The 17053-nt window shown below is 70.5% G+C and carries 18 protein-coding genes and 1 riboswitch; of the genes, 9 read left to right on the top strand and 9 right to left on the bottom strand.

Going from position 1 to position 17053, the window contains the following annotated elements:
* The first annotated feature begins 118 nt into the window (after window positions 1–118).
* From AC1UKG_RS06955 to AC1UKG_RS06935, 5 genes are all read left to right on the top strand, one after another.
* A complete protein-coding gene (locus tag AC1UKG_RS06955; protein WP_482642231.1) occupies window positions 119–679 on the top strand; it encodes a sigma-70 family RNA polymerase sigma factor in 561 nt (186 codons plus the stop codon).
* Between the two features lie 55 nt (window positions 680–734).
* Window positions 735–1517 (top strand): zf-HC2 domain-containing protein, encoded by a 783-nt coding sequence (locus AC1UKG_RS06950; RefSeq protein WP_482642232.1) that lies wholly within the window; start codon window positions 735–737, stop codon window positions 1515–1517.
* Between the two features lie 96 nt (window positions 1518–1613).
* Window positions 1614–2201, top strand: a complete 588-nt coding sequence (locus AC1UKG_RS06945) for a copper chaperone PCu(A)C (protein ID WP_018742228.1) — start codon at window positions 1614–1616, stop codon at window positions 2199–2201.
* Complete coding sequence (locus AC1UKG_RS06940; protein WP_026271133.1) at window positions 2198–3424, top strand: Dyp-type peroxidase; 1227 nt, start codon at window positions 2198–2200, stop codon at window positions 3422–3424. Before AC1UKG_RS06945 ends, AC1UKG_RS06940 begins: the two co-directional genes overlap by 4 nt.
* Before the next feature lie 16 nt (window positions 3425–3440).
* Window positions 3441–4043, top strand: coding sequence for a copper resistance CopC family protein (locus AC1UKG_RS06935; protein WP_029122898.1), 603 nt, complete (start codon window positions 3441–3443; stop codon window positions 4041–4043).
* A 135-nt stretch (window positions 4044–4178) separates the two neighbouring features.
* On the opposite strand, the gene AC1UKG_RS06930 is transcribed toward AC1UKG_RS06935, so the two are convergent.
* From AC1UKG_RS06930 to AC1UKG_RS06900, 7 genes are all read right to left on the bottom strand, one after another.
* The gene (locus tag AC1UKG_RS06930; protein WP_482642233.1) at window positions 4179–5039 is read right to left on the bottom strand and encodes an energy-coupling factor ABC transporter ATP-binding protein; all 861 of its coding nucleotides are present in this window, start codon (window positions 5037–5039) and stop codon (window positions 4179–4181) included.
* Window positions 5036–5776, bottom strand: coding sequence for a cobalt ECF transporter T component CbiQ (cbiQ, locus tag AC1UKG_RS06925; RefSeq protein ID WP_482642234.1), 741 nt, complete (start codon window positions 5774–5776; stop codon window positions 5036–5038). The genes AC1UKG_RS06930 and cbiQ overlap by 4 nt, the downstream gene beginning before the upstream one ends.
* Window position 5777: 1 nt before the next feature.
* A complete protein-coding gene (locus AC1UKG_RS06920) occupies window positions 5778–6095 on the bottom strand; it encodes an energy-coupling factor ABC transporter substrate-binding protein (RefSeq protein ID WP_018742223.1) in 318 nt (105 codons plus the stop codon).
* Window positions 6092–6772: an energy-coupling factor ABC transporter permease gene (locus AC1UKG_RS06915; protein ID WP_018742222.1), complete on the bottom strand. Its 681-nt coding sequence runs from the start codon at window positions 6770–6772 to the stop codon at window positions 6092–6094. Before AC1UKG_RS06915 ends, AC1UKG_RS06920 begins: the two co-directional genes overlap by 4 nt.
* A gap of 29 nt (window positions 6773–6801) precedes the next feature.
* A riboswitch (cobalamin riboswitch) is annotated at window positions 6802–6973 on the bottom strand.
* Window positions 6974–7077: 104 nt separating this feature from the next.
* Window positions 7078–7890, bottom strand: coding sequence for a methyltransferase domain-containing protein (locus tag AC1UKG_RS06910; protein WP_018742221.1), 813 nt, complete (start codon window positions 7888–7890; stop codon window positions 7078–7080).
* Window positions 7887–9479: a radical SAM protein gene (locus AC1UKG_RS06905; RefSeq protein WP_018742220.1), complete on the bottom strand. Its 1593-nt coding sequence runs from the start codon at window positions 9477–9479 to the stop codon at window positions 7887–7889. The genes AC1UKG_RS06910 and AC1UKG_RS06905 overlap by 4 nt, the downstream gene beginning before the upstream one ends.
* A gap of 133 nt (window positions 9480–9612) precedes the next feature.
* Entirely contained in the window at window positions 9613–10176 is a 564-nt protein-coding gene (locus tag AC1UKG_RS06900; protein ID WP_018742219.1) for a PadR family transcriptional regulator, read from the bottom strand.
* Between the two features lie 253 nt (window positions 10177–10429).
* Here AC1UKG_RS06900 and AC1UKG_RS06895 point away from each other — a divergent pair, with 253 nt between their 5' ends.
* Window positions 10430–11455 carry an LLM class F420-dependent oxidoreductase gene (locus tag AC1UKG_RS06895; RefSeq protein ID WP_018742218.1) on the top strand — a complete coding sequence of 342 codons (1026 nt, stop codon included), beginning with the start codon at window positions 10430–10432 and terminating at the stop codon, window positions 11453–11455.
* A 101-nt stretch (window positions 11456–11556) separates the two neighbouring features.
* On the opposite strand, the gene AC1UKG_RS06890 is transcribed toward AC1UKG_RS06895, so the two are convergent.
* Window positions 11557–12648: a Zn-dependent alcohol dehydrogenase gene (locus AC1UKG_RS06890; protein ID WP_018742217.1), complete on the bottom strand. Its 1092-nt coding sequence runs from the start codon at window positions 12646–12648 to the stop codon at window positions 11557–11559.
* A gap of 99 nt (window positions 12649–12747) precedes the next feature.
* On the opposite strand from AC1UKG_RS06890, the gene AC1UKG_RS06885 reads away from it, so the two are divergent.
* Both AC1UKG_RS06885 and AC1UKG_RS06880 read left to right on the top strand, forming a co-directional pair.
* The gene (locus AC1UKG_RS06885; RefSeq protein WP_482642235.1) at window positions 12748–13422 is read left to right on the top strand and encodes a TetR/AcrR family transcriptional regulator; all 675 of its coding nucleotides are present in this window, start codon (window positions 12748–12750) and stop codon (window positions 13420–13422) included.
* Window positions 13423–13497: 75 nt separating this feature from the next.
* A complete protein-coding gene (locus AC1UKG_RS06880) occupies window positions 13498–14424 on the top strand; it encodes an SDR family NAD(P)-dependent oxidoreductase (protein WP_482642236.1) in 927 nt (308 codons plus the stop codon).
* A gap of 114 nt (window positions 14425–14538) precedes the next feature.
* Here the strand turns inward: AC1UKG_RS06880 and AC1UKG_RS06875 are convergent, their stop codons facing one another.
* Complete coding sequence (locus tag AC1UKG_RS06875) at window positions 14539–16047, bottom strand: aldehyde dehydrogenase family protein (protein ID WP_482642237.1); 1509 nt, start codon at window positions 16045–16047, stop codon at window positions 14539–14541.
* Between the two features lie 244 nt (window positions 16048–16291).
* On the opposite strand from AC1UKG_RS06875, the gene AC1UKG_RS06870 reads away from it, so the two are divergent.
* A complete protein-coding gene (locus AC1UKG_RS06870) occupies window positions 16292–17038 on the top strand; it encodes an enoyl-CoA hydratase family protein (protein ID WP_026271136.1) in 747 nt (248 codons plus the stop codon).
* The last annotated feature ends 15 nt before the right edge of the window (window positions 17039–17053 follow it).

Here is a 17053-nt window from a genome sequence, read left to right as displayed (position 1 = left end):
AGAGAGCGACGTGCCGGGAAGGTCGTACGCTACCGTTCAGCACGATGCTCAGCCGTCCCGTACGGGCATTTTTGTGCCCGTCGTTCGCGCCGAACGGCGACCCCCGGAGGTACCCACCGTGACCGACGACACCGATGTCACCTCGTGGGCTCTCCAGGCAGGACGCGGTGACCAGGCGGCTGCCGCCGCCTTCATCCGGGCGACCCAGCAACAGGTTCGGCGCTTCCTGGCCGCCCTGATCTCCCCCGCCGAGGCGGATGACCTGGCGCAGGAGACCTACCTGCGCGCGCTGCGGTCGCTTCCCTCATTCGCCGGCCGCTCCTCAGCGCGTACCTGGTTGTTCAGCATCGCCCGGCGGGTCGCCGTGGACCACGTGCGAACCGCCACGTCCCGCCCGCGGACGGTCCCGATGACCAGCTCACACGACCTCGCCGACGCCGACGAGAGCGGCTTCGACCAGCAGGTGACCCTGGAGCAGATCATCGCGGCGCTCCCGACCGACCGCCGGGAGGCCTTCGTCGTCACCCAGGTTCTCGGCCTCTCCTACGCCGAGGCCGCACAGGTGTGCGGCTGCCCGGTCGGCACGATCAGGTCACGGGTGTCCCGGGCTCGGGAGGAGCTGGTTGTCGCGCTACAGGCCCGCTCCGGCGGATCGGACCGCCACCCCGCAGCCGGCTGAAGACCTTCCCGTCCCGGGCGGGAACCAGCGCCGACACCGGTCCGACTACCGGTACATGGGGTGTGAGCAGTGGCGCGAGGTGTTGTCGGCGCAGTTGGACGGGGAGGAGACCCCGGCTGAGCGGGCAGCAGCCGACTCCCACCTGGCCAGCTGCGGTGCGTGCCAGACGTGGTTCGACCAGGCGGCGGCGATCACCCGACGGGCCCGGCTGTCGGTCAGCGTGGTCGGCCCCGACCTCACCGACGCGGTCCTGGCCGCGCTCCCCGCAACGACCCCGGCGGCGGCCCCGACGGGGGTGACGACGCGGCCGCCGTGGCGACAGCGGCTGGTCATCGCCCTGCGGGCAGCGCTCGGGCTGACGGGGGCGCTGCAGGTCACACTGGGTCTGACGCAGGTCGGTCAGGCGGCGGCGGGCCCGCACATCCACGCCGGCGGGCCGTTGGCCTCGGGCCACCTCTGGCACGAGGCAGCGGCGTGGAACATCGCCGTCGGTGCCGGGTTCCTGTTCGTGGCCGCCCGCCGCACCCCGCCGACCGGGCTGCTACCCATGTTGAGCGCCTTCGTCGGCACCCTGGTGCTCTTGTCGGTCAACGACCTGATGACCGGCCGGGTGGAGACCGCCCGGCTGGTCAGTCACGGATTCCTCTTCGTTGGCTACGCGATCGTCGTGGCCATGTCCCGGCCAGGCCTACACCCGGACGGCCCGCCCACCGACCTTCGCCCTGATCGGCCCCGCTGGCGCATCCCGGCCGAGGATGAGCCGCCCCCACCGGGTCTGCGGCTCGTACCCCCGCCGTTTCCGGGCTCGGCGTGCCATCGGGACAACGCTGCGGCCTGAGCGTCGCGATCCCGGTGAAGTTGCTAACCGAATCACGGGGAACTTTCCCGCCCTGCCTCACCGACCAACAGGCAAACCGTACTCAGAGAGGTCTACATGCCCATTAACGTCACCGGTCGGCGCCTACGCCCGGCCGCCCTGGTCGCCGCTGCCCTGCTGACCGCCGCCATGACCGGTTGTGGCTCGTCCGGCGACTCGTCGGCGACCAACCCCACCCCGTCGGAGTCGGCCGTTCCGGCGGCGGATGCCCCCGCCGACGTGGTCGGAGTCAACGACCCGTGGGTGAAGGCCGCCGACAAGGGGATGACCGCGGCGTTCGCCACCCTGGTGAACGAGAGCGACGCCGACGTGACCCTGACCGGCGTCAGCACCGAGGTGTCGCCGATGGAACTGCATGAGATGGCCATGAAGGATGGGGAGATGGTCATGCAGGCCAAGGAGGGCGGCATCGTGATCAAGGCGAAGAGCAGCCACATGCTCGAGCCCGGCGGCGACCACCTCATGATGCTGGATCTGAAGCGACCGGTACAGGCCGGGGATGAGCTGACCTTCACCCTCACCTTCGCCGATGGGCGGACCCAATCGTTCACGGCGGTGGCGAAGCCGTTCACCGGTGCGGAGGAGAGCTACAACCCCGAGCACGGTATGCCGGACATGTCCATGAGCCCCAGCGCCGCGTCATGACTGGGAGCGGCCCCCGCGCGGTGAGCCGACGCGGTCTGCTCGCGGGCGGTGCCCTGGCTGCCGGTGGCGCGCTCGGCGCCGCCGTGGCCGTCACCGCCGTCGGCTCCGACGACCCCGCGACCCGCCCCGCCGAGATGACGCCGGTGGCGGAGATCGGGCTCGCCGTCGAACCGTTCCACGGCACCCGCCAGGCGGGGGTCGCCACCGAACCGCAGGCGCATGCGGCGTTCGTCGCGCTCGCTCTCCGGCCGGAGACGGACCGGGAGGCGCTGGGACGGATGCTGCGACTGCTCTCCGACGACGCCGCCCGCCTCACCCAGGGCCGTCCCGCCCTGGCCGACACCGAGCCGGAGCTCGGGCTACTGCCAGCCCGGCTGACCGTGACCTTCGGCTTCGGCCCCGGCTTCTACCAGGCGGCCAACCTCGACGAACGGCGGCCACCATCGGTGGTCGCCCTCCCGGCACTGCGCATCGACCGACTCTCCCCCCACTGGTCCGGCGGGGACCTGCTGCTGCAGATCTGCGCCGACGACCCGCTGACCGTCGCGCACGCCCAGCGGGTACTGGTGAAGGACAGCCGCCCCTTCGCCACCGTCGCCTGGGTACAGCAAGGCTTCCGGCGCGCGGCCGGAGCCGAGCCGGGGCGCACCCAGCGCAACCTCTTCGGCCAGCTCGACGGCACCGCCAACCCGAAGCCGGGCACTCCCCTGGAGACCGCGGTGTGGGTACCGGACGGGCCGTCGTGGCTACGCGACAGCACCACCCTGGTCATCCGGCGGATCAGCATGAACCTGGAGACGTGGGACCTCCTCGGCCGCACCGATCGAGAGTTGTCCGTGGGCCGCCGGCTCGACACCGGCGCGCCGTTGACGGGCACGGACGAACACGACGAGCCCGACTTCGACGCCCTCGGGTCGGGCGGGCTCACCGTCATCCCGGACTTCTCGCACCTGACCCGCTCCCACGTCACCGAGGACCGGCTCCGGATTCTGCGCCGCCCCTACAATTACGACGGCGTGCCCGGTGCCGACGGCACTGCGGACAGCGGCCTGATCTTCGCCTCGTACCAAGCCGACATCACCCGTCAGTTCCTACCCATCCAACGACGCCTGGCCGAACGGGACCTACTCAACGAGTGGACCACCCCGATCGGCTCCGCCGTCTTCGCGATCCCACCCGGCTGCCCCGAAGGCGGCTGGATCGGCCAGCAACTGCTCGGCTGACCTCGACAGGAGAACCATGCGGACCAACACCCGCCCGAGACCCGCCGGCTTCCTCGCCGCCGTCCTCGCCGCCGCCGCGCTGCTACTCGTACCGGCTTCCCCGGCCGCCGCGCACAATTCCCTCAAGGCCACCACCCCGGCCAAGAACGCCGAGCTGGACAAGGCGCCGACCGAGATCACCCTGGAGTTCCTCCAGAAGCTGGATCCGGCGTTCACCACCATCGTCCTCTCGGACGCCGCAGAGCAGAAGGTCCCCACCGGTGAACCCGTGGTCACCGGGGCAGCGGGCACGATAAGCATCGATGCGCCTCTGGTGAACGGCACCTACACCGTCGCGTACCGGGTCGTCTCCGCCGACGGACACCCGGTCCAGGGCTCGTACGCGTTCACCGTCGCCGATCCCGCTGGCGCCGAGGCGCCGGTTCCGACGCCGGCAGAGTCGTCCCCCGCGGCCGAGCCCACCACACCGCCGACGGAGTCCGCGTCGGCCAGCCCGGTGGCGGCGACCGACGGCGGCGGCAGCGGGACCGGCCCGGCGGCGGTGATCGGCGGCGGGATCCTGGTGGTCCTGCTAGCCGGCGGCCTGGTGCTACTACGCCGCCGACGCGGCACGGCCTGACCAACGGGCGCCAACGGGCGCCGAGCACCGCTCGGTGCCCGTTGGCGCCGCTGTCCCAGCGGGATCAGCACCGTTGCCGTGGCCCGGCACGGCGTGACCGCTGCCCCGGCCACGCCGCGCGTCGGGTTGCGGCGATCACCGGTCGTCCGACGCGGCATCGTTGCGCGGCGCGGCATCGTTGAGTAGCGCGGAGAGTTCGGCCACCGCGCGCGGGCGGGCCCCCGCCAGCTCCGGAATCCGGTCCAGGAGCCGGTGCACCAGCGGCGCCCACGCCGGCGCCAGGTGTGCCGCCGCGAGCAGCGCCGGATCGGCCAGGCCATCCACCGTTGCTACGGTGCGCACCCCGCCGCCAGCGACCACCGCCACCGCGTCCGCCCAGCGGAAGGCGAGGTCGACATCGTGGGTGGAGAGCACCACCGTCGTACCCGCTGTGTGCAGGTCGTCCAGGGTACGCAGCAGTGCTTCCACCCCGGCTGGGTCAAGCCCGGCGGTCGGTTCGTCGAGAATGAGCAGCCGCGGGTGCATCGCCACCGCACCGGCGATGGCCACCCGTTTGCGCTGGCCGTAGGAGAGCAGATGGGTGGGCCGCTCAGCGATCGCCGACACACCGAGCGCCGCCAGCGCCGCGTCGCAGCGCCGCCGAACCTGCTCGGCCGGGAGCCCCAGGTTGACCGGCCCGAAGGAGACATCCTGCCGGACGTTGGCGGAGAAGAGCTGGTCGTCCGGGTCCTGCACCACCAGTTGCACCTGCTGCCGCAGCTCCCGTAGGCCGGCCCGGGTATACCGGACCGGGATGCCGCCGACAGCGACCTGGCCCCCGGCGGGCCGCAGCGCGCCGGCCGCCAGCCGGAACAGCGTGGTCTTGCCGCCACCGTTCGGGCCCAGCACGGCCAACCGCTGCCCCGGGTCGACCCGAAGGTCGACCCGGGCCAGGATCGGCCGACGCGGCTGGTAGGCGAAGCTGACGTCGTCGAACTCCAGCAGTGGGGCGTTCACCAAGGGGACACCAATCCAGCACTGAAAGTAACGATCGCGCCAAGCAGCATCGCGGTCGCCGCGACGAACGGCACCGACACCCGACGGGCCGCCACCTGCACGGCGAGTGAACCGGTGTAGCCCCGCACCGCCAGTCCCTCCTCCAGCCGCCGCGCCCGGTGCATCGCCCGGACGAACACCGCCCCCGCCTGACCGGCCAGGGAGCGGTAGGCGGTCCGCCAGGTACGGAAGCCAAGCCGGGCCGCCTGCGCCTGCCGGACCGCACGCACGCTCTCCACCAGCAGGAAGAGCATCCGGTACGTCAGCGCGGCAACCTCGGTCACCGCCGGAGGGATCCCCAGCCGGTGCAGTCGTGGCAGGACATCCGACAACGGTGTGGTGGCGGTGAACAGCAACAGACAGGTCAACGCCGCCACGGAACGGCCCGCGGTCTGCGCCGCCACCGGCAGGCTGGCGGGGTCGATGGCCAGTCGGGCCGGAGCCGGCATCGACACCAGTAACGGAACCGTCGACGTGACCACGAAAAGCAGCGGCACCCGGGCCGCCCGCAGCACCACGACCAGTGGTACCCGTGCGGCGGCCAGCAGCACCACCGCCGCACCACCGGACAGGAGCGCGCCGGGCCAGGCGGGCAGGGCCACCGCGCAGATCAGCAGCCCGAGCGCGAGCAGCGCCTTCTCGGCGGGGTGCCGATTTCGCCAGGGCCCGGTGTGCGCGGCGATGTCGAGGGCGAACACGCTAGCCGCGCTGCCGGCCGGCAGCGTCGCGCAGCCGCTGCCGGGTCCGGGCAACACCGAAGCAGTAGCCGAGCAGACCGGCCCCGAGCGCGGCCTGGAGGGCGAAGAACGCCGACTCCAGCTCGGCCGACGGCGGCTCGTAGATCGGTGAGAACCATGGCTGGTAGTCGGGGTGGTCGTCCACAATGGCCTGCTCGGCAAGGGCGTCCGCCCCGGAGAAGGGTTCCTCCCCCGACCCGAGGCCGAACGCCAGCGGCACCACCGCCAGGAGCAGCACCGCGAGCAGCAGTAGCAGGTTGACCAAGGAGAAGCGCCTCATACCCGTACCTCCGCCGCCGGGCGCAGCAGGCCGAGCCGACGCAGGTCATCCCCGCTGGTCCGACTCAGCAGGCGGACCACCAGCACGGTCAGCAGTCCCTCGCTGATCGCCAGTGGGATCTGGGTCACGGCGAAGATCCCGCCGAACTTCGCCAACGCACCGACGATGCCGGACATCGGGTCGGGGAACGCCAGGGCCAACTGGACGACGGTGACCCCGTACGTTGCCAGGCTGCCCAGGGCCGCAGCGGCGAACACCGCCGGGCCCAGGCCGCCACCAGCGCGACGGACCACTGTGTAGCTCCCATACGCTACCCACGGGCCGACGATCGCCATCGAGAAGATGTTCGCGCCCAGGGTGCTCAGCCCGCCGTGGGCCAGCAGCAGCGCCTGGAACAACAGCACGATGCCGCCCAGCACGCTCATCACCGGCGGTCGGAACAGCACCGCCCCCAGCCCGGTGCCGGTCGGGTGGGAGCTCGACCCGGTCACCGACGGGATCTTCAATGCGGACAGCGCGAAGGTGAAGGCACCGGCTGCCCCGAGCAGCAGTTTCGATTCTGGATCTGCACGGACCTGCCGGACCAGGGCCCGGCTCCCGTGGACGACGAATGGCGCGGACACGACGAACCATGCCGCCGCCTGTTCCGGAGGGAGATACCCCTCGGCGATATGCATCGAATGACCTTCCCTTCCAGCACCTCGTGGATGAGATCCGTGTCAAGGCCGGTCTCCTGGCTTCCGGATCGACGTTCACTCCAGCCTTCCCAGGCCTGGCGGGGCCCAGTGGCATAGTCAGAGATCACTACCCGGTCACAGTGGCGAGGGCCGCGCCGGTCTTTCACCGGCTTCCCGTGCACCTTGACGGCGAGAGGCTATCGGGCGCCCGCCCTGACGGCAAGCTGTCGGCTCACGCCGATCGGTACCCGCCTCCGCCGGTCGCCGCGAACCGAACGCCGTTGCTCCGGCCCGAGCCGAGACGTTCAGCCCAGGCCAGAGCCCGGTTTCCTGGCGGTCAGGAGGGCGTAGCCGAGCACACCGTCGGCGACCGCGGCCCGGGCCGCGGCCAGGACCGCCGGGGCCCGGGCGAAGTCCAGGCCGAGCGCCGCCGCCTGATCCGCAGCGGTCAGCCGCAGCACGGTCAGGCGCGCCTCGATCTGGTCGATCATCGTGGTGACGGCGGGGTCGCGCCGTTCGGTGTGGGTTGTCGTCAGCCCCGCGCCGGCCAGCAGGGCGACGTACTCGTCGAGCGGGCGCGCATCGGCAACGCAGGCGATCCACGCGCCCAACCCTTTCAGTTCGGGGGGCAACCGGTCGGGGACGGCGACGACGTCGGCCAACCCCAGTCGACCACCCGGGACCAGTACCCGGGCCAGCTCCCCCGCTGCGGTGGGCTTGTCGGGGAAGGTGCAGAAAGCGCATTCGCAGACCACCACGTCAACCGAGTGTGAGTCGACCCCCAGCCGCTCGGCGTCTCCCTGCCGGAACCGCACCTGGTCGGCGAGCCCAACGGACCGGGCTCCCCGGGTGGCCGCCGCGACGTTGGGACCGGCGAGGTCCACACCGGTCACCGTGCAGCCGTACTCGGACGCCAGCAGCAGCGCGCTGGCACCCCGTCCGCTCGCCACGTCGAGCACACGTTCACCGCTGGTCAGCGCCAGTCGGGCGGCGAGTCGGCGGGTCAGCGACGAGCCACCGGGATGGTACGCCTCGCCGAGGAGCAGGGCGACCAGGTCCGAACCGTAGACCGCGGCGCAGCAACCCTTCGGGTACGCCGCGGGCTCACCCGTCGTCACCGGATCCGCCGCCCGACGTTGGTGGCGTCCGGTGCCACCCGCCGCCCGCCGGCGATGCCGTCGGAACGCTGGGCGACCTTGGACCCGTACGGGGAATCGGTGATCATTGAGCGCAGCGCGAGTGCGTTGGGCACCACGTCGGCGACCGGCACCCCGGACATCTGCTCGCGGACCTGTTCCCGGTAGCCGACCGAGTTGTAGGCGCAGAACGGAATCAGTCTGCCGTCCGGAGTGATCTCCTCGACGCAACACTTCATCAGCTGCCGCACGTTGAGGGTGTACGGGTCCTGGAAGTCCTGGATCACGATCATGAAGGCCCGGTCGGTCAGATTCGCCACCGCCTCGGGTAGGTTGACGCCGCAGGCGTCGGCGCAGTCCAGCGCCGCGGCAGTCTGGGCGAGGCGCGCGCTGGTCGTGTCGGTGCCCATGAAAGCCGACGCCGACCAGAGCTTCTCCAGCGCTTCTCGGACAGCGGGGTCTGGCACCACCCGGTTGGCGACGTAGTCGAGGTGTTCGGCAACATCGAGCAGCCGGGGAATCGGCACCACCGCGAAGTCCTCGGCGCCGGGCGTGCCCGAGGTGAGCAGATAGGTGATCGACCGGCAGGTCGGAAAGCAGCACGGCACCGGGAAGAAGTCCTCGGCCCGGAACCAGTCGGGTCGCTGCCGCGCGACGAGGTGAATGATGTCGGAGTTGGTCAGCCGGGTCAGCGGGTCGAAGGGCGTGTGTCGGCCGGAGTGGGTGACCGGCTGGAACGAGACGCTGCGCACCGCCGGGTGCGCGAGGCCGTGGCTGATGATGGCACCGAGTTCGTGCTCGTTGAGCCCCCGTTCGACCGCGGCCACCAGGGTGACGGTCAGGCCGACCTCGGCGCAGTTGTCCAACGCTCGCTGCTTGATCTCGCGCAGGTCCCGACCGCGGATCTCCCGGTGTGTTCGCTCGTCGAACCCGTCGAACTGCAGATAGATGTTGACCGCCCGACCGGGACGGTTCCGCTCGCCGAGCGCTGCCACGAACGCCCGGTCGCTGGCGAGCCGGATTCCGTTGGTGTTCAGATTGACCGCCCGAATCGGGCGGGCCTGTGCGGCGTCAACGAAGTCCAGGATCTGCCGATGGATGGTGGGCTCTCCGCCGGAGAACATCACCACCTCGGCCTCGCCCTCACTCGCCACGAAGACGTCGAGCATCCGCTCACACTGCGCGAGGCTGATGGCGTACCCATCGGGCTGGTGACCGGAGTCGGCGAAGCAGATCGGGCAGTCGAGGTTGCAGCCGGTGTTGACCTCGATAATGCCCAGGCAGGCGTGCTGCTTGTGTTCCGGGCACAGACCGCAGTCCGCCGGGCAGCCGTCGCGCACCTCGGTCTGGAAGGTCAGCGGGATCGTGCCGGGCTTGTTGAATCGGGCACTGTCGAGGTACATCCGCGCGTCGCCGTACACCAACGCCTCGAACTGGCCGTGCTCCGGACAGCGCTTACGGAGATAGACCTTGTCGTCGCGGAGGTTGACCTGCCCGTCGACGACGACCTTGCAGACCGGGCAGATCGACTTTGTGTACTCGACGAACACCTCATCCCGGTCCCGCTTCATGGCTCTCACCATTCCACGCCGCGCCGCCCCGGCGCCCCGGCTTGGTCGAATACTGCCCGGCGTGGGCTGACCGGATCGGCCACAGCTGGCTCGCGCTGGAGGCTGGGTGGAGGGCCACCCCGGCGCGGGCGGGTCAGCGCGACACTGGCACGCGCGCGCGGAGCAGGGCCGCCACCCGCTCACACCACTCGCGATTCTCCTGCTCGAAGCGACGCCCCCGCAGGCAGGTGAGGTACGACCCGATCCGGTCGCTCTCGCGCAGGAACGTCTCCTCGGTCAGGTCACCGCGCAGCTGCCGGAGCGTCCGGTCGAAGAGTTCCACCTTGGCGGCGGCGATGACCGCCCGCTCCTCGAGCTGGGCGATGACCGGTGCCGGGTCGAGCCGGTCCACGGCCTGGACCATGACGAGCAGGTCCTCCCGGATCGACGACGGCTTCGACGGCACGGCGGCGAAGGCGGCCAGTTCGGCGAGGCCGGCAGGGGTGACCGTGAACAGCCGCTTGTTGGGGCGGTCATGCTGGATGACCTGGCGACCGGCGATCAGCCCCGCCCGTTCCAGCTTGGTCAACTCGGCGTAGAGCTGCTGGGGTACCGCGTACCAGAAGTTGGAGCAGGAAACATCGAAGATTTTGGCTAGCTGGTAGCCGCTGTACTCCCCATCGAGCAACACCGCCAACACCGCGTGCCGCAGCGCCATGGCCACACCTCCCGGTCCGGGTGAGGACGGAGTTCGGCGGGCCGGCACCGGGTCGCCGGCCCTTCCCCCGAACCATACTCAATGATATGACTATTCATATTGAGGACTACCGGTGGTAGTCCTCCCGACCGTCGATCCTGCCCACCGGCACCCTGCCCACCGGCACCCTGCTCACCGTCACCACGCGGAACGAGGCGGCCCCCACCGGCCTCTCCCGCGCCCGGGACCCCCGGGGACCTGGAAGGACACCCCAATGAAGCTTGGCTACACGACCGGCTACTGGTCCTCCGGGCCGCCGGAGGGCGTCACGGCGGCGATCGCCGAGGCCGACCGACTCGGCTTCGACTCCGTCTGGGCCGCCGAGGCATACGGATCGGACTGCCTCACCCCACTCGCGTGGTGGGGAGCGAGCACCTCCACCGTCCGCCTGGGCACCAACATCATGCAGATGTCGGCCCGTACTCCGACCGCGGCGGCGATGGCCGCACTCACCCTCGACCACCTCTCCGGCGGGCGGTTCGTCCTCGGGCTCGGCGTCTCCGGCCCACAGGTCGTGGAGGGGTGGTACGGCCAGCCGTATCCGCGCCCGCTGGCCCGCACCCGGGAGTACATCGACATCATCCGCGCCGTCCTCGCCCGGTCCGAGCCGGTCACGTACGACGGCGACTTCTTCCAACTACCGCATCGCGGCGGCACCGGCCTGGGTAAGCCGCTGAAGGCCACCGTCCACCCGCTGCGCGCCGACATCCCGATCTTCCTCGGCGCCGAGGGGCCGAAGAACGTCGCCCTGGCCGCCGAGATCGCCGACGGCTGGCTACCGATCTTTTTCTCCCCCAAGGCGGACAGCTTCTATCGGGCCGCGCTGGCCGAGGGCTTCGCCCGCCCTGGCGCCCGCCGGGACCTGGACACATTCGAGGTCGCCGCGACCGTACCGATCGTCGTCCACGACGACATCGAGCGGGCGGCGGACCGGCTCCGACCCTTCGTCGCGCTCTATGTGGGCGGTATGGGAGCCAAGTCAGTCAACTTCCACCGGGATGTCTTCGCCCGCCTCGGCTACGAAAAGGAGTGCGACGTCATCACCGAGGCGTACCTGGCGGGCGACAAGAAGCGGGCCACCGCCGCCGTGCCGACCGCGCTGGTGGAGGACATCGCCCTGATCGGCCCGGTCGCCAAGGTCCGCGATGAGCTGCAGCGGTGGCGCGAGACGGTGGTCACCACGCTGCTCGTCCAGGGCAACGCCCAGCAGCTACGACAGATCGCCGAGGTGGTGGGCTGAACACCCGTCCAGCTGCTCGGCGACCCCGGTTGGCCCACCTGACGGCTGCCCCGCGCCGTCGCACGGCCAACCGGGTCGCCGAGTCGATCCACACCGGCGGGTCAGCTGGCGCCGTCGGAACAGATGACCTGCCGGATCACGTCGCCACGACCGAGAGCGGCGAGGGCGTCCCCGACCTCCTCCAGCCGCAGCCGGTGCGTGATCATCTCACTCAGGTCGAGTCGGCCGGCCCGCCAGAGGTCAAACATCCGGTCAAAGTCTCGCGGCGCCTGCGACGCACCGTAGAGCGAGGAAGTGATGCTCTTCCCCTCGAACAACAGCTCGAAGGGGCTGAAGGTGACCTGCTGGTCAGATCGACCGGCACCCACGACCACCACCGTCCCACCCCGACGTGCCGCAGTCCACGCCGCACGCAGCGTCTGCGGCACCGCCACCACGTCGAAGACGGAGTCGAAGCCCTCACCGTCGGTGAGTTGAGCCGACAGCTCCCCCAACGCCTCCGGGCCGCAGCCGTGGGTCGCCCCGAAGCGTAGGGCGGTCTGCTGCTTGGCCTCGACCGTGTCGACCGCGACGATGACGGCGGCGCCCGCGAGCCGCGCTCCCTGGATCGCGGCGATGCCCACGCCGCCGCAGCCGATCACCGCGACCGCGGCACCCGGCTCGACCCGGGCCGTGTTGATCACGGCACCGACGCCGGTCATCACGCCACAGCCGACCAGCGCCGCCACCTCGTACGGGACATCGGGGGCCACCTTCACGGCGCCGGCCCGGGGAACCACGATCTCTTCGGCGAACGCGCCACACCCGGCCATCGCGAAGACCGGGGTCTCGCCGACCAGGAAACGCGGCTGGGCGTAGCCCGCCAGCACGTTGGCCAAGCACAGATAGGACTCTCCCCGCGCGCAGGAGGGACAGGACCCACACGCGGGAAGCCAGTTGATCACAACCCGGTCCCCCTCGGCCAGGTCGTCCACTCCATCGCCGACCGCGACGACATCGCCGGATGCCTCGTGCCCCAGCACCACGGGCATCGGGTGTGGCAGCACCCCATCGCGCGTGGAGCGGTCGGAGTGACACACCCCGGCCGCGCGAACCCGGATCCGCACCTCCCCCGCACCCGGCCCGATCACCGTCACGTCATCGCGAATCTCGACCCTGTCGTCACCCACCGTGTGAAAGATCGCCGCCCGCACGAGATCACCTCCAAAAGTGGAACCTGTTCTAGACTAGGGGTCAACAAGGGTGCGGGCAAGCGGCTGGGGCGCAGCCGGGGCGACCGGCATAATTCGACCGTGACCACAAAGAAAGCCAGCAGCGCGGGCCTGCCGTCGGACCGTCGCGCCCACCTCGTCCGCCTCGCCGGTGAGCTGTTCGCCGAGAAGGGCTTCCGCGCCACCACCGTGCGGGAGATCGCCGACGCGGCCGGCATCCTCTCCGGCAGCCTCTACCACCACTTCGACTCCAAGGAGTCGATCGGGGACGAGCTTCTCTCCGGATTCCTCAACGAGGTGCTCACCGGATACCGGGAGGCGGTCGCCGACATGGACGACCCACGCCGCACGATCGAGCAGTTCGTCCGCTCCAGCGCGGCGACGCTGGCCCGGCATCGCGCCGCCCTGACCATGCTGCAGAACGACTGGAACCACTTCCGCGCCGTGCCCCGCTTCGACTACCTGCGTACCGCCACCCGGGAGATCGAACACCTCTGGGTTGACCAGCTGGAGCGGGGGAAACAGAGCGGACTCTTCCGCTCCGACCTGGACGCCAAGCTGACCTACCGACTGCTGCGGGATGTGTTGTGGATACCGACGCGGTGGGGACAGAGCGGCAGTAACGGCTGGGATGCCGACCAGATCGCCGACGCGGTCATTCGCCTGATCTTCGACGGCATTCTGGCCCCGAAGAGCGGGTCGGCTGGGGGGTCACGGGCGGATCACTCTCCTCGGGCGAAGCCAACGAGAAGCTGATACGCTCCCAAGCAAGCGATTGGTCACCACTGTGCCCGGCGGAGCCACCGACTGCCCGCGGACGAGGGAGCACCAATGACAGATCAGCAGTTCACACTGGATGGCACGGTCGCGATCGTGACCGGGGCGGGTAACGGTTTGGGGCGCGCTGAAGCCCTCGAGCTGGCGGCAAACGGGGCCCGGCTCATCCTCAACGACCTTCCCGGCGACGCCGTCACGGCGGTGGCCGCCGAGATCGCGGCGGCGGGCGGCGAGGCGACGGTGTGCCCGGGCGACGTCGGCGACTGGTCGACCGGTGAGTCCCTCCTGAACGCCGCCCTCGACACGTACGGCCGACTGGACATCCTGGTCAACAACGCCGGCGTCCTCCGCGATCGGATGGTCTTCACCATGTCGGCGCAGGAGTGGGACCTCGTCCTGCGGGTGCACCTGCGGGGCCACTTCGTCACCACCCGCTTCGCCACCGCCTACTGGCGCGAACGCAGCAAGGCTCTCGGCACCCCGGTGTACGGCCGGATCATCAACACCTCCTCGGAGGCATTTCTGCTCGGTTCGCCCGGCCAGCCAAACTACGCCGCCGCGAAAGCTGGCGTGGTGGCGCTCACCGTCGCGACCGCGCGGAGCTGCGCCCGGTACGGTGTCCGAGCCAACGCCATCTGCCCACGGGCGCGCACGGCGATGACCAGCGAGCTCATGGGACCCTCCCCCGAGGAGGCGACCGATCCGTTGTCCCCCACACACGTCGCACCGCTCGTGCGGTATCTCGCCAGTCCGGCCGGAGCTCCGATCAACGGCGAGGTCTTCGTCATCCACGGTGGCGTGGCCGCGGTGCTGGCCCCACCCACCGTCCGCGCAAGTTTCCACACCAATGGCGAGTCCTGGTCGCCTACCGCCCTCCACGAGGCCATGGGACCGCTCTTCGACGAGCAGGGCTCCGGAGCGGGCTACGCCTGCGAGGCCACCCTGCCGCTGGCGGCGACCACGTTCGGCGAGAGCCGGTAGCCAACCCGGGTGCGGCAAGACGGCGGCGGACCGGGGGTCGCCGCCGCCGGCCCCAGCAACCGCCGCCGATCGCCGACCAGGACACTTCGCCGGGTCGGCGACGACGGCCGCCACCTACATGAGCTCATCCGTGGTGGGCAGGAGGACGGCCTTCACCTCGGTGAATGACTCCGCCGAGCCACGTCCGCCCTCCCGCCCGAGACCGGACTGGCCGAATCCGCCGAAGGCCGCGTGGGGCTCCACCTGGTAGCCATTGACGCCGACGGTTCCCGCCCGCACGGCTCGGGTCAGGCGCATGGCCCGCTTCACATCGCTGGTCCACACCGTGGCGGCGAGTCCGTACTCGGTGTCGTTCGCGAGGCGCACCGCCTCCTGCTCGTCGGTGAACGGCGTCACCCCAAGCACCGGACCGAAGATCTCCTCCCGGGCGATGGCCATATCATTGGCCACGTCGGCGAAGAGTGCCGGCGTCACAAAGTTGCCGGCCGCCAGCTCTCCGCCAACCCGTTCACCGCCGCAGACCAGGCGGGCCCCCTCCGCCTGCCCCTTTCCGACATAGCCGAGCACGCGGTCCAGCTGCCGCGCGTTGATCAGTGGTGCGGCGGTGGTCTCGGCCGCGAAGGGATCTCCGTACTGCACCAGGGCGGTCGCACCGGCGGCGATCGCCAGGAAGTCGTCGTAGACCTCCCGCTGGACCAGCGCCCGAGTATGGGCCACGCAGACCTGGCCGGACAGTCCCACCGTGACGGTTCCCATGGTCAGTGCCGCCGCGGCGTAGATGTCGGCATCGGCGAAGACAATCGATGGGCTCTTTCCCCCGAGCTCCAGACTCACCCTGGTGATTCTGTCCGCCGCAGCGTGCAGGATGCGCCGGCCCACGCCCCGGCTACCGGTGAAGGTGATCTTGTCAACCAGTGGATGGGTGACCAGTGCCTCGCCGGTCGTCTCCCCGGGCCCGGTCACCACGTTGAGCACACCCGGCGGTACGCCCGCCTCCTCGAGAATCCGCACCAGTCGCAGCACGGCGAAGGTGGCGTACTCCGACGGCTTCAGCACCACGGTGCATCCGGTGGCCAACGCCGGCGCGAGCTTCTGCGCCGCCAGCAGGAGGGGCGCGTTCCACGGGATGACCGCCGCCACCACCCCGATCGGCTCGCGCAGGGTGAACACCATGTGGTCACCCCCCTGGTAGGGCGACAGCGTCTCGCCACCGAGCTTGTCGACCCAGCCAGCATGATGGTCGAAAATGTCGGCCGCGCACTCGGCCGACACCGCATACGCGTCACCAAAGCTCAACGGCACACTGTTGTCGAGCGCCTGGAGCGCAAGCAGTTCGTCGGCGTGCTCCCGGATGAGGTCAGCGGTCCGCCGCAGCACCCGGATGCGCTCCTTCGCGCGGCTGTGGGGCCAGGGCCCCTCGTCGAACGCGGTTCGGGCGGCTCGGACGGCGGTGTCCACATCGGCGGCGTCCGCGACCGCGAACTGCCCCACCTCCTCACCCGTCGCCGGATGCAGGTGCACCCACGTCCGGTCGTCCCGCGACGGCCGCCAGTCACCCGCGAGGAGCAGTTCCCCCCGGGTCAGTCCCACCGCGTCCCGTCGTGACTTGATCGAGAGAACCATGCCCACCTCCACGACCGACCAGGTATAACCTGTTCTATTTCTCGGCAGGATACGCCGAACCCGAGGGCACTGCCAGGCTCCGGGCGATGCATCGATACATGGCTGGGCTTCGTGATAGATTCAGGCCAAGCAAGCGCTAGGTTTCGCGTGGGCGACGTTCGGTCCGGCCATGCGTGTCGCAACCGTTGCGGAGCATCCGGTGACTTCCGCTGCGGAGCATCCGGTCGAGCTGGAGGCATCAACGATGGGCATCGACATTCGCGGCGACGGACGGATCAGCGAGGTGGTCATCGCCATTCCCCCGGTCAACGCCCTGGCGAGCGACGACTGGTTCGCGCTGGCCGAGGCCATCCACACCGCTGCTGCCAGCCCCGCCGCGGCGGCCGTGATCCTCACCGCCGAGGGGCGAGGATTCTGTGCCGGCGTGGACCTCAAAGAGCTCCAGCACAGCACCGACCACGCGGCGCTGATCGGCGTCAACCGGGGCTGCTACGCCGCCTTCGCCGCCGTCTACGAGTGTCCGGTGCCGGTCGTGGCAGCCGTCCACGGCTTCTGCCTCGGTGGCGGTGTCGGCCTCGCCGGAACCGCCGACATCGTCGTGGCCGCCGACGATGCCACCTTCGGCCTACCGGAGGTGGACCGGGGCGCGTTGGGCGCTGCGACGCACCTGTCCCGGCTGGTGCCGCAGCAACTCATGCGGGCGATGGTCTACACCTGCCGACAGATCACCGCGCCGGAGCTGCGGGACTTCGGGTCGGTGCTCGACGTGGTGCCACGGGAACGGCTGGCGGCCACGGCTCGCCGGGTGGCCGAGGAGATCGCGGCCAAGGACCCGGTCATCATTCGCCGGGCGAAGGAGTCACTCAACGGGATCGACCCCATTGACCTCCGCCGGTCCTACCGCTACGAGCAGGGCTTCACCTACGAGCTGAACCTCGCGGGCGTCTCTGACCGGGCCAGACAGGGCTTCTTCGACCGAGGCAGGCACTGACCACCGACGAGGGAG

This window comes from Salinispora sp. CH2A1_6 (assembly GCF_056820975.1).
Note: the sequence above shows the minus strand (reverse complement) of the source record. Positions and strands in the feature narration are given on the sequence as shown.

Excerpts from the sequence above, each read along its gene's own strand:
- AC1UKG_RS06950 (WP_482642232.1), top strand. The coding sequence starts at position 735 with ATGGGGTGTGAGCAGTGGCGCGAGGTGTTGTCGGCGCAGTTGGACGGG.
- AC1UKG_RS06945 (WP_018742228.1), top strand. The coding sequence starts at position 1,614 with ATGCCCATTAACGTCACCGGTCGGCGCCTACGCCCGGCCGCCCTGGTC.
- AC1UKG_RS06940 (WP_026271133.1), top strand. The coding sequence starts at position 2,198 with ATGACTGGGAGCGGCCCCCGCGCGGTGAGCCGACGCGGTCTGCTCGCG.
- AC1UKG_RS06935 (WP_029122898.1), top strand. The coding sequence starts at position 3,441 with ATGCGGACCAACACCCGCCCGAGACCCGCCGGCTTCCTCGCCGCCGTC.
- AC1UKG_RS06920 (WP_018742223.1), bottom strand. The coding sequence starts at position 6,095 with ATGAGGCGCTTCTCCTTGGTCAACCTGCTACTGCTGCTCGCGGTGCTG.
- AC1UKG_RS06915 (WP_018742222.1), bottom strand. The coding sequence starts at position 6,772 with ATGCATATCGCCGAGGGGTATCTCCCTCCGGAACAGGCGGCGGCATGG.
- AC1UKG_RS06905 (WP_018742220.1), bottom strand. The coding sequence starts at position 9,479 with ATGAAGCGGGACCGGGATGAGGTGTTCGTCGAGTACACAAAGTCGATC.
- AC1UKG_RS06900 (WP_018742219.1), bottom strand. The coding sequence starts at position 10,176 with ATGGCGCTGCGGCACGCGGTGTTGGCGGTGTTGCTCGATGGGGAGTAC.
- AC1UKG_RS06895 (WP_018742218.1), top strand. The coding sequence starts at position 10,430 with ATGAAGCTTGGCTACACGACCGGCTACTGGTCCTCCGGGCCGCCGGAG.
- AC1UKG_RS06880 (WP_482642236.1), top strand. The coding sequence starts at position 13,498 with ATGACAGATCAGCAGTTCACACTGGATGGCACGGTCGCGATCGTGACC.
- AC1UKG_RS06875 (WP_482642237.1), bottom strand. The coding sequence starts at position 16,047 with ATGGTTCTCTCGATCAAGTCACGACGGGACGCGGTGGGACTGACCCGG.
- AC1UKG_RS06870 (WP_026271136.1), top strand. The coding sequence starts at position 16,292 with ATGGGCATCGACATTCGCGGCGACGGACGGATCAGCGAGGTGGTCATC.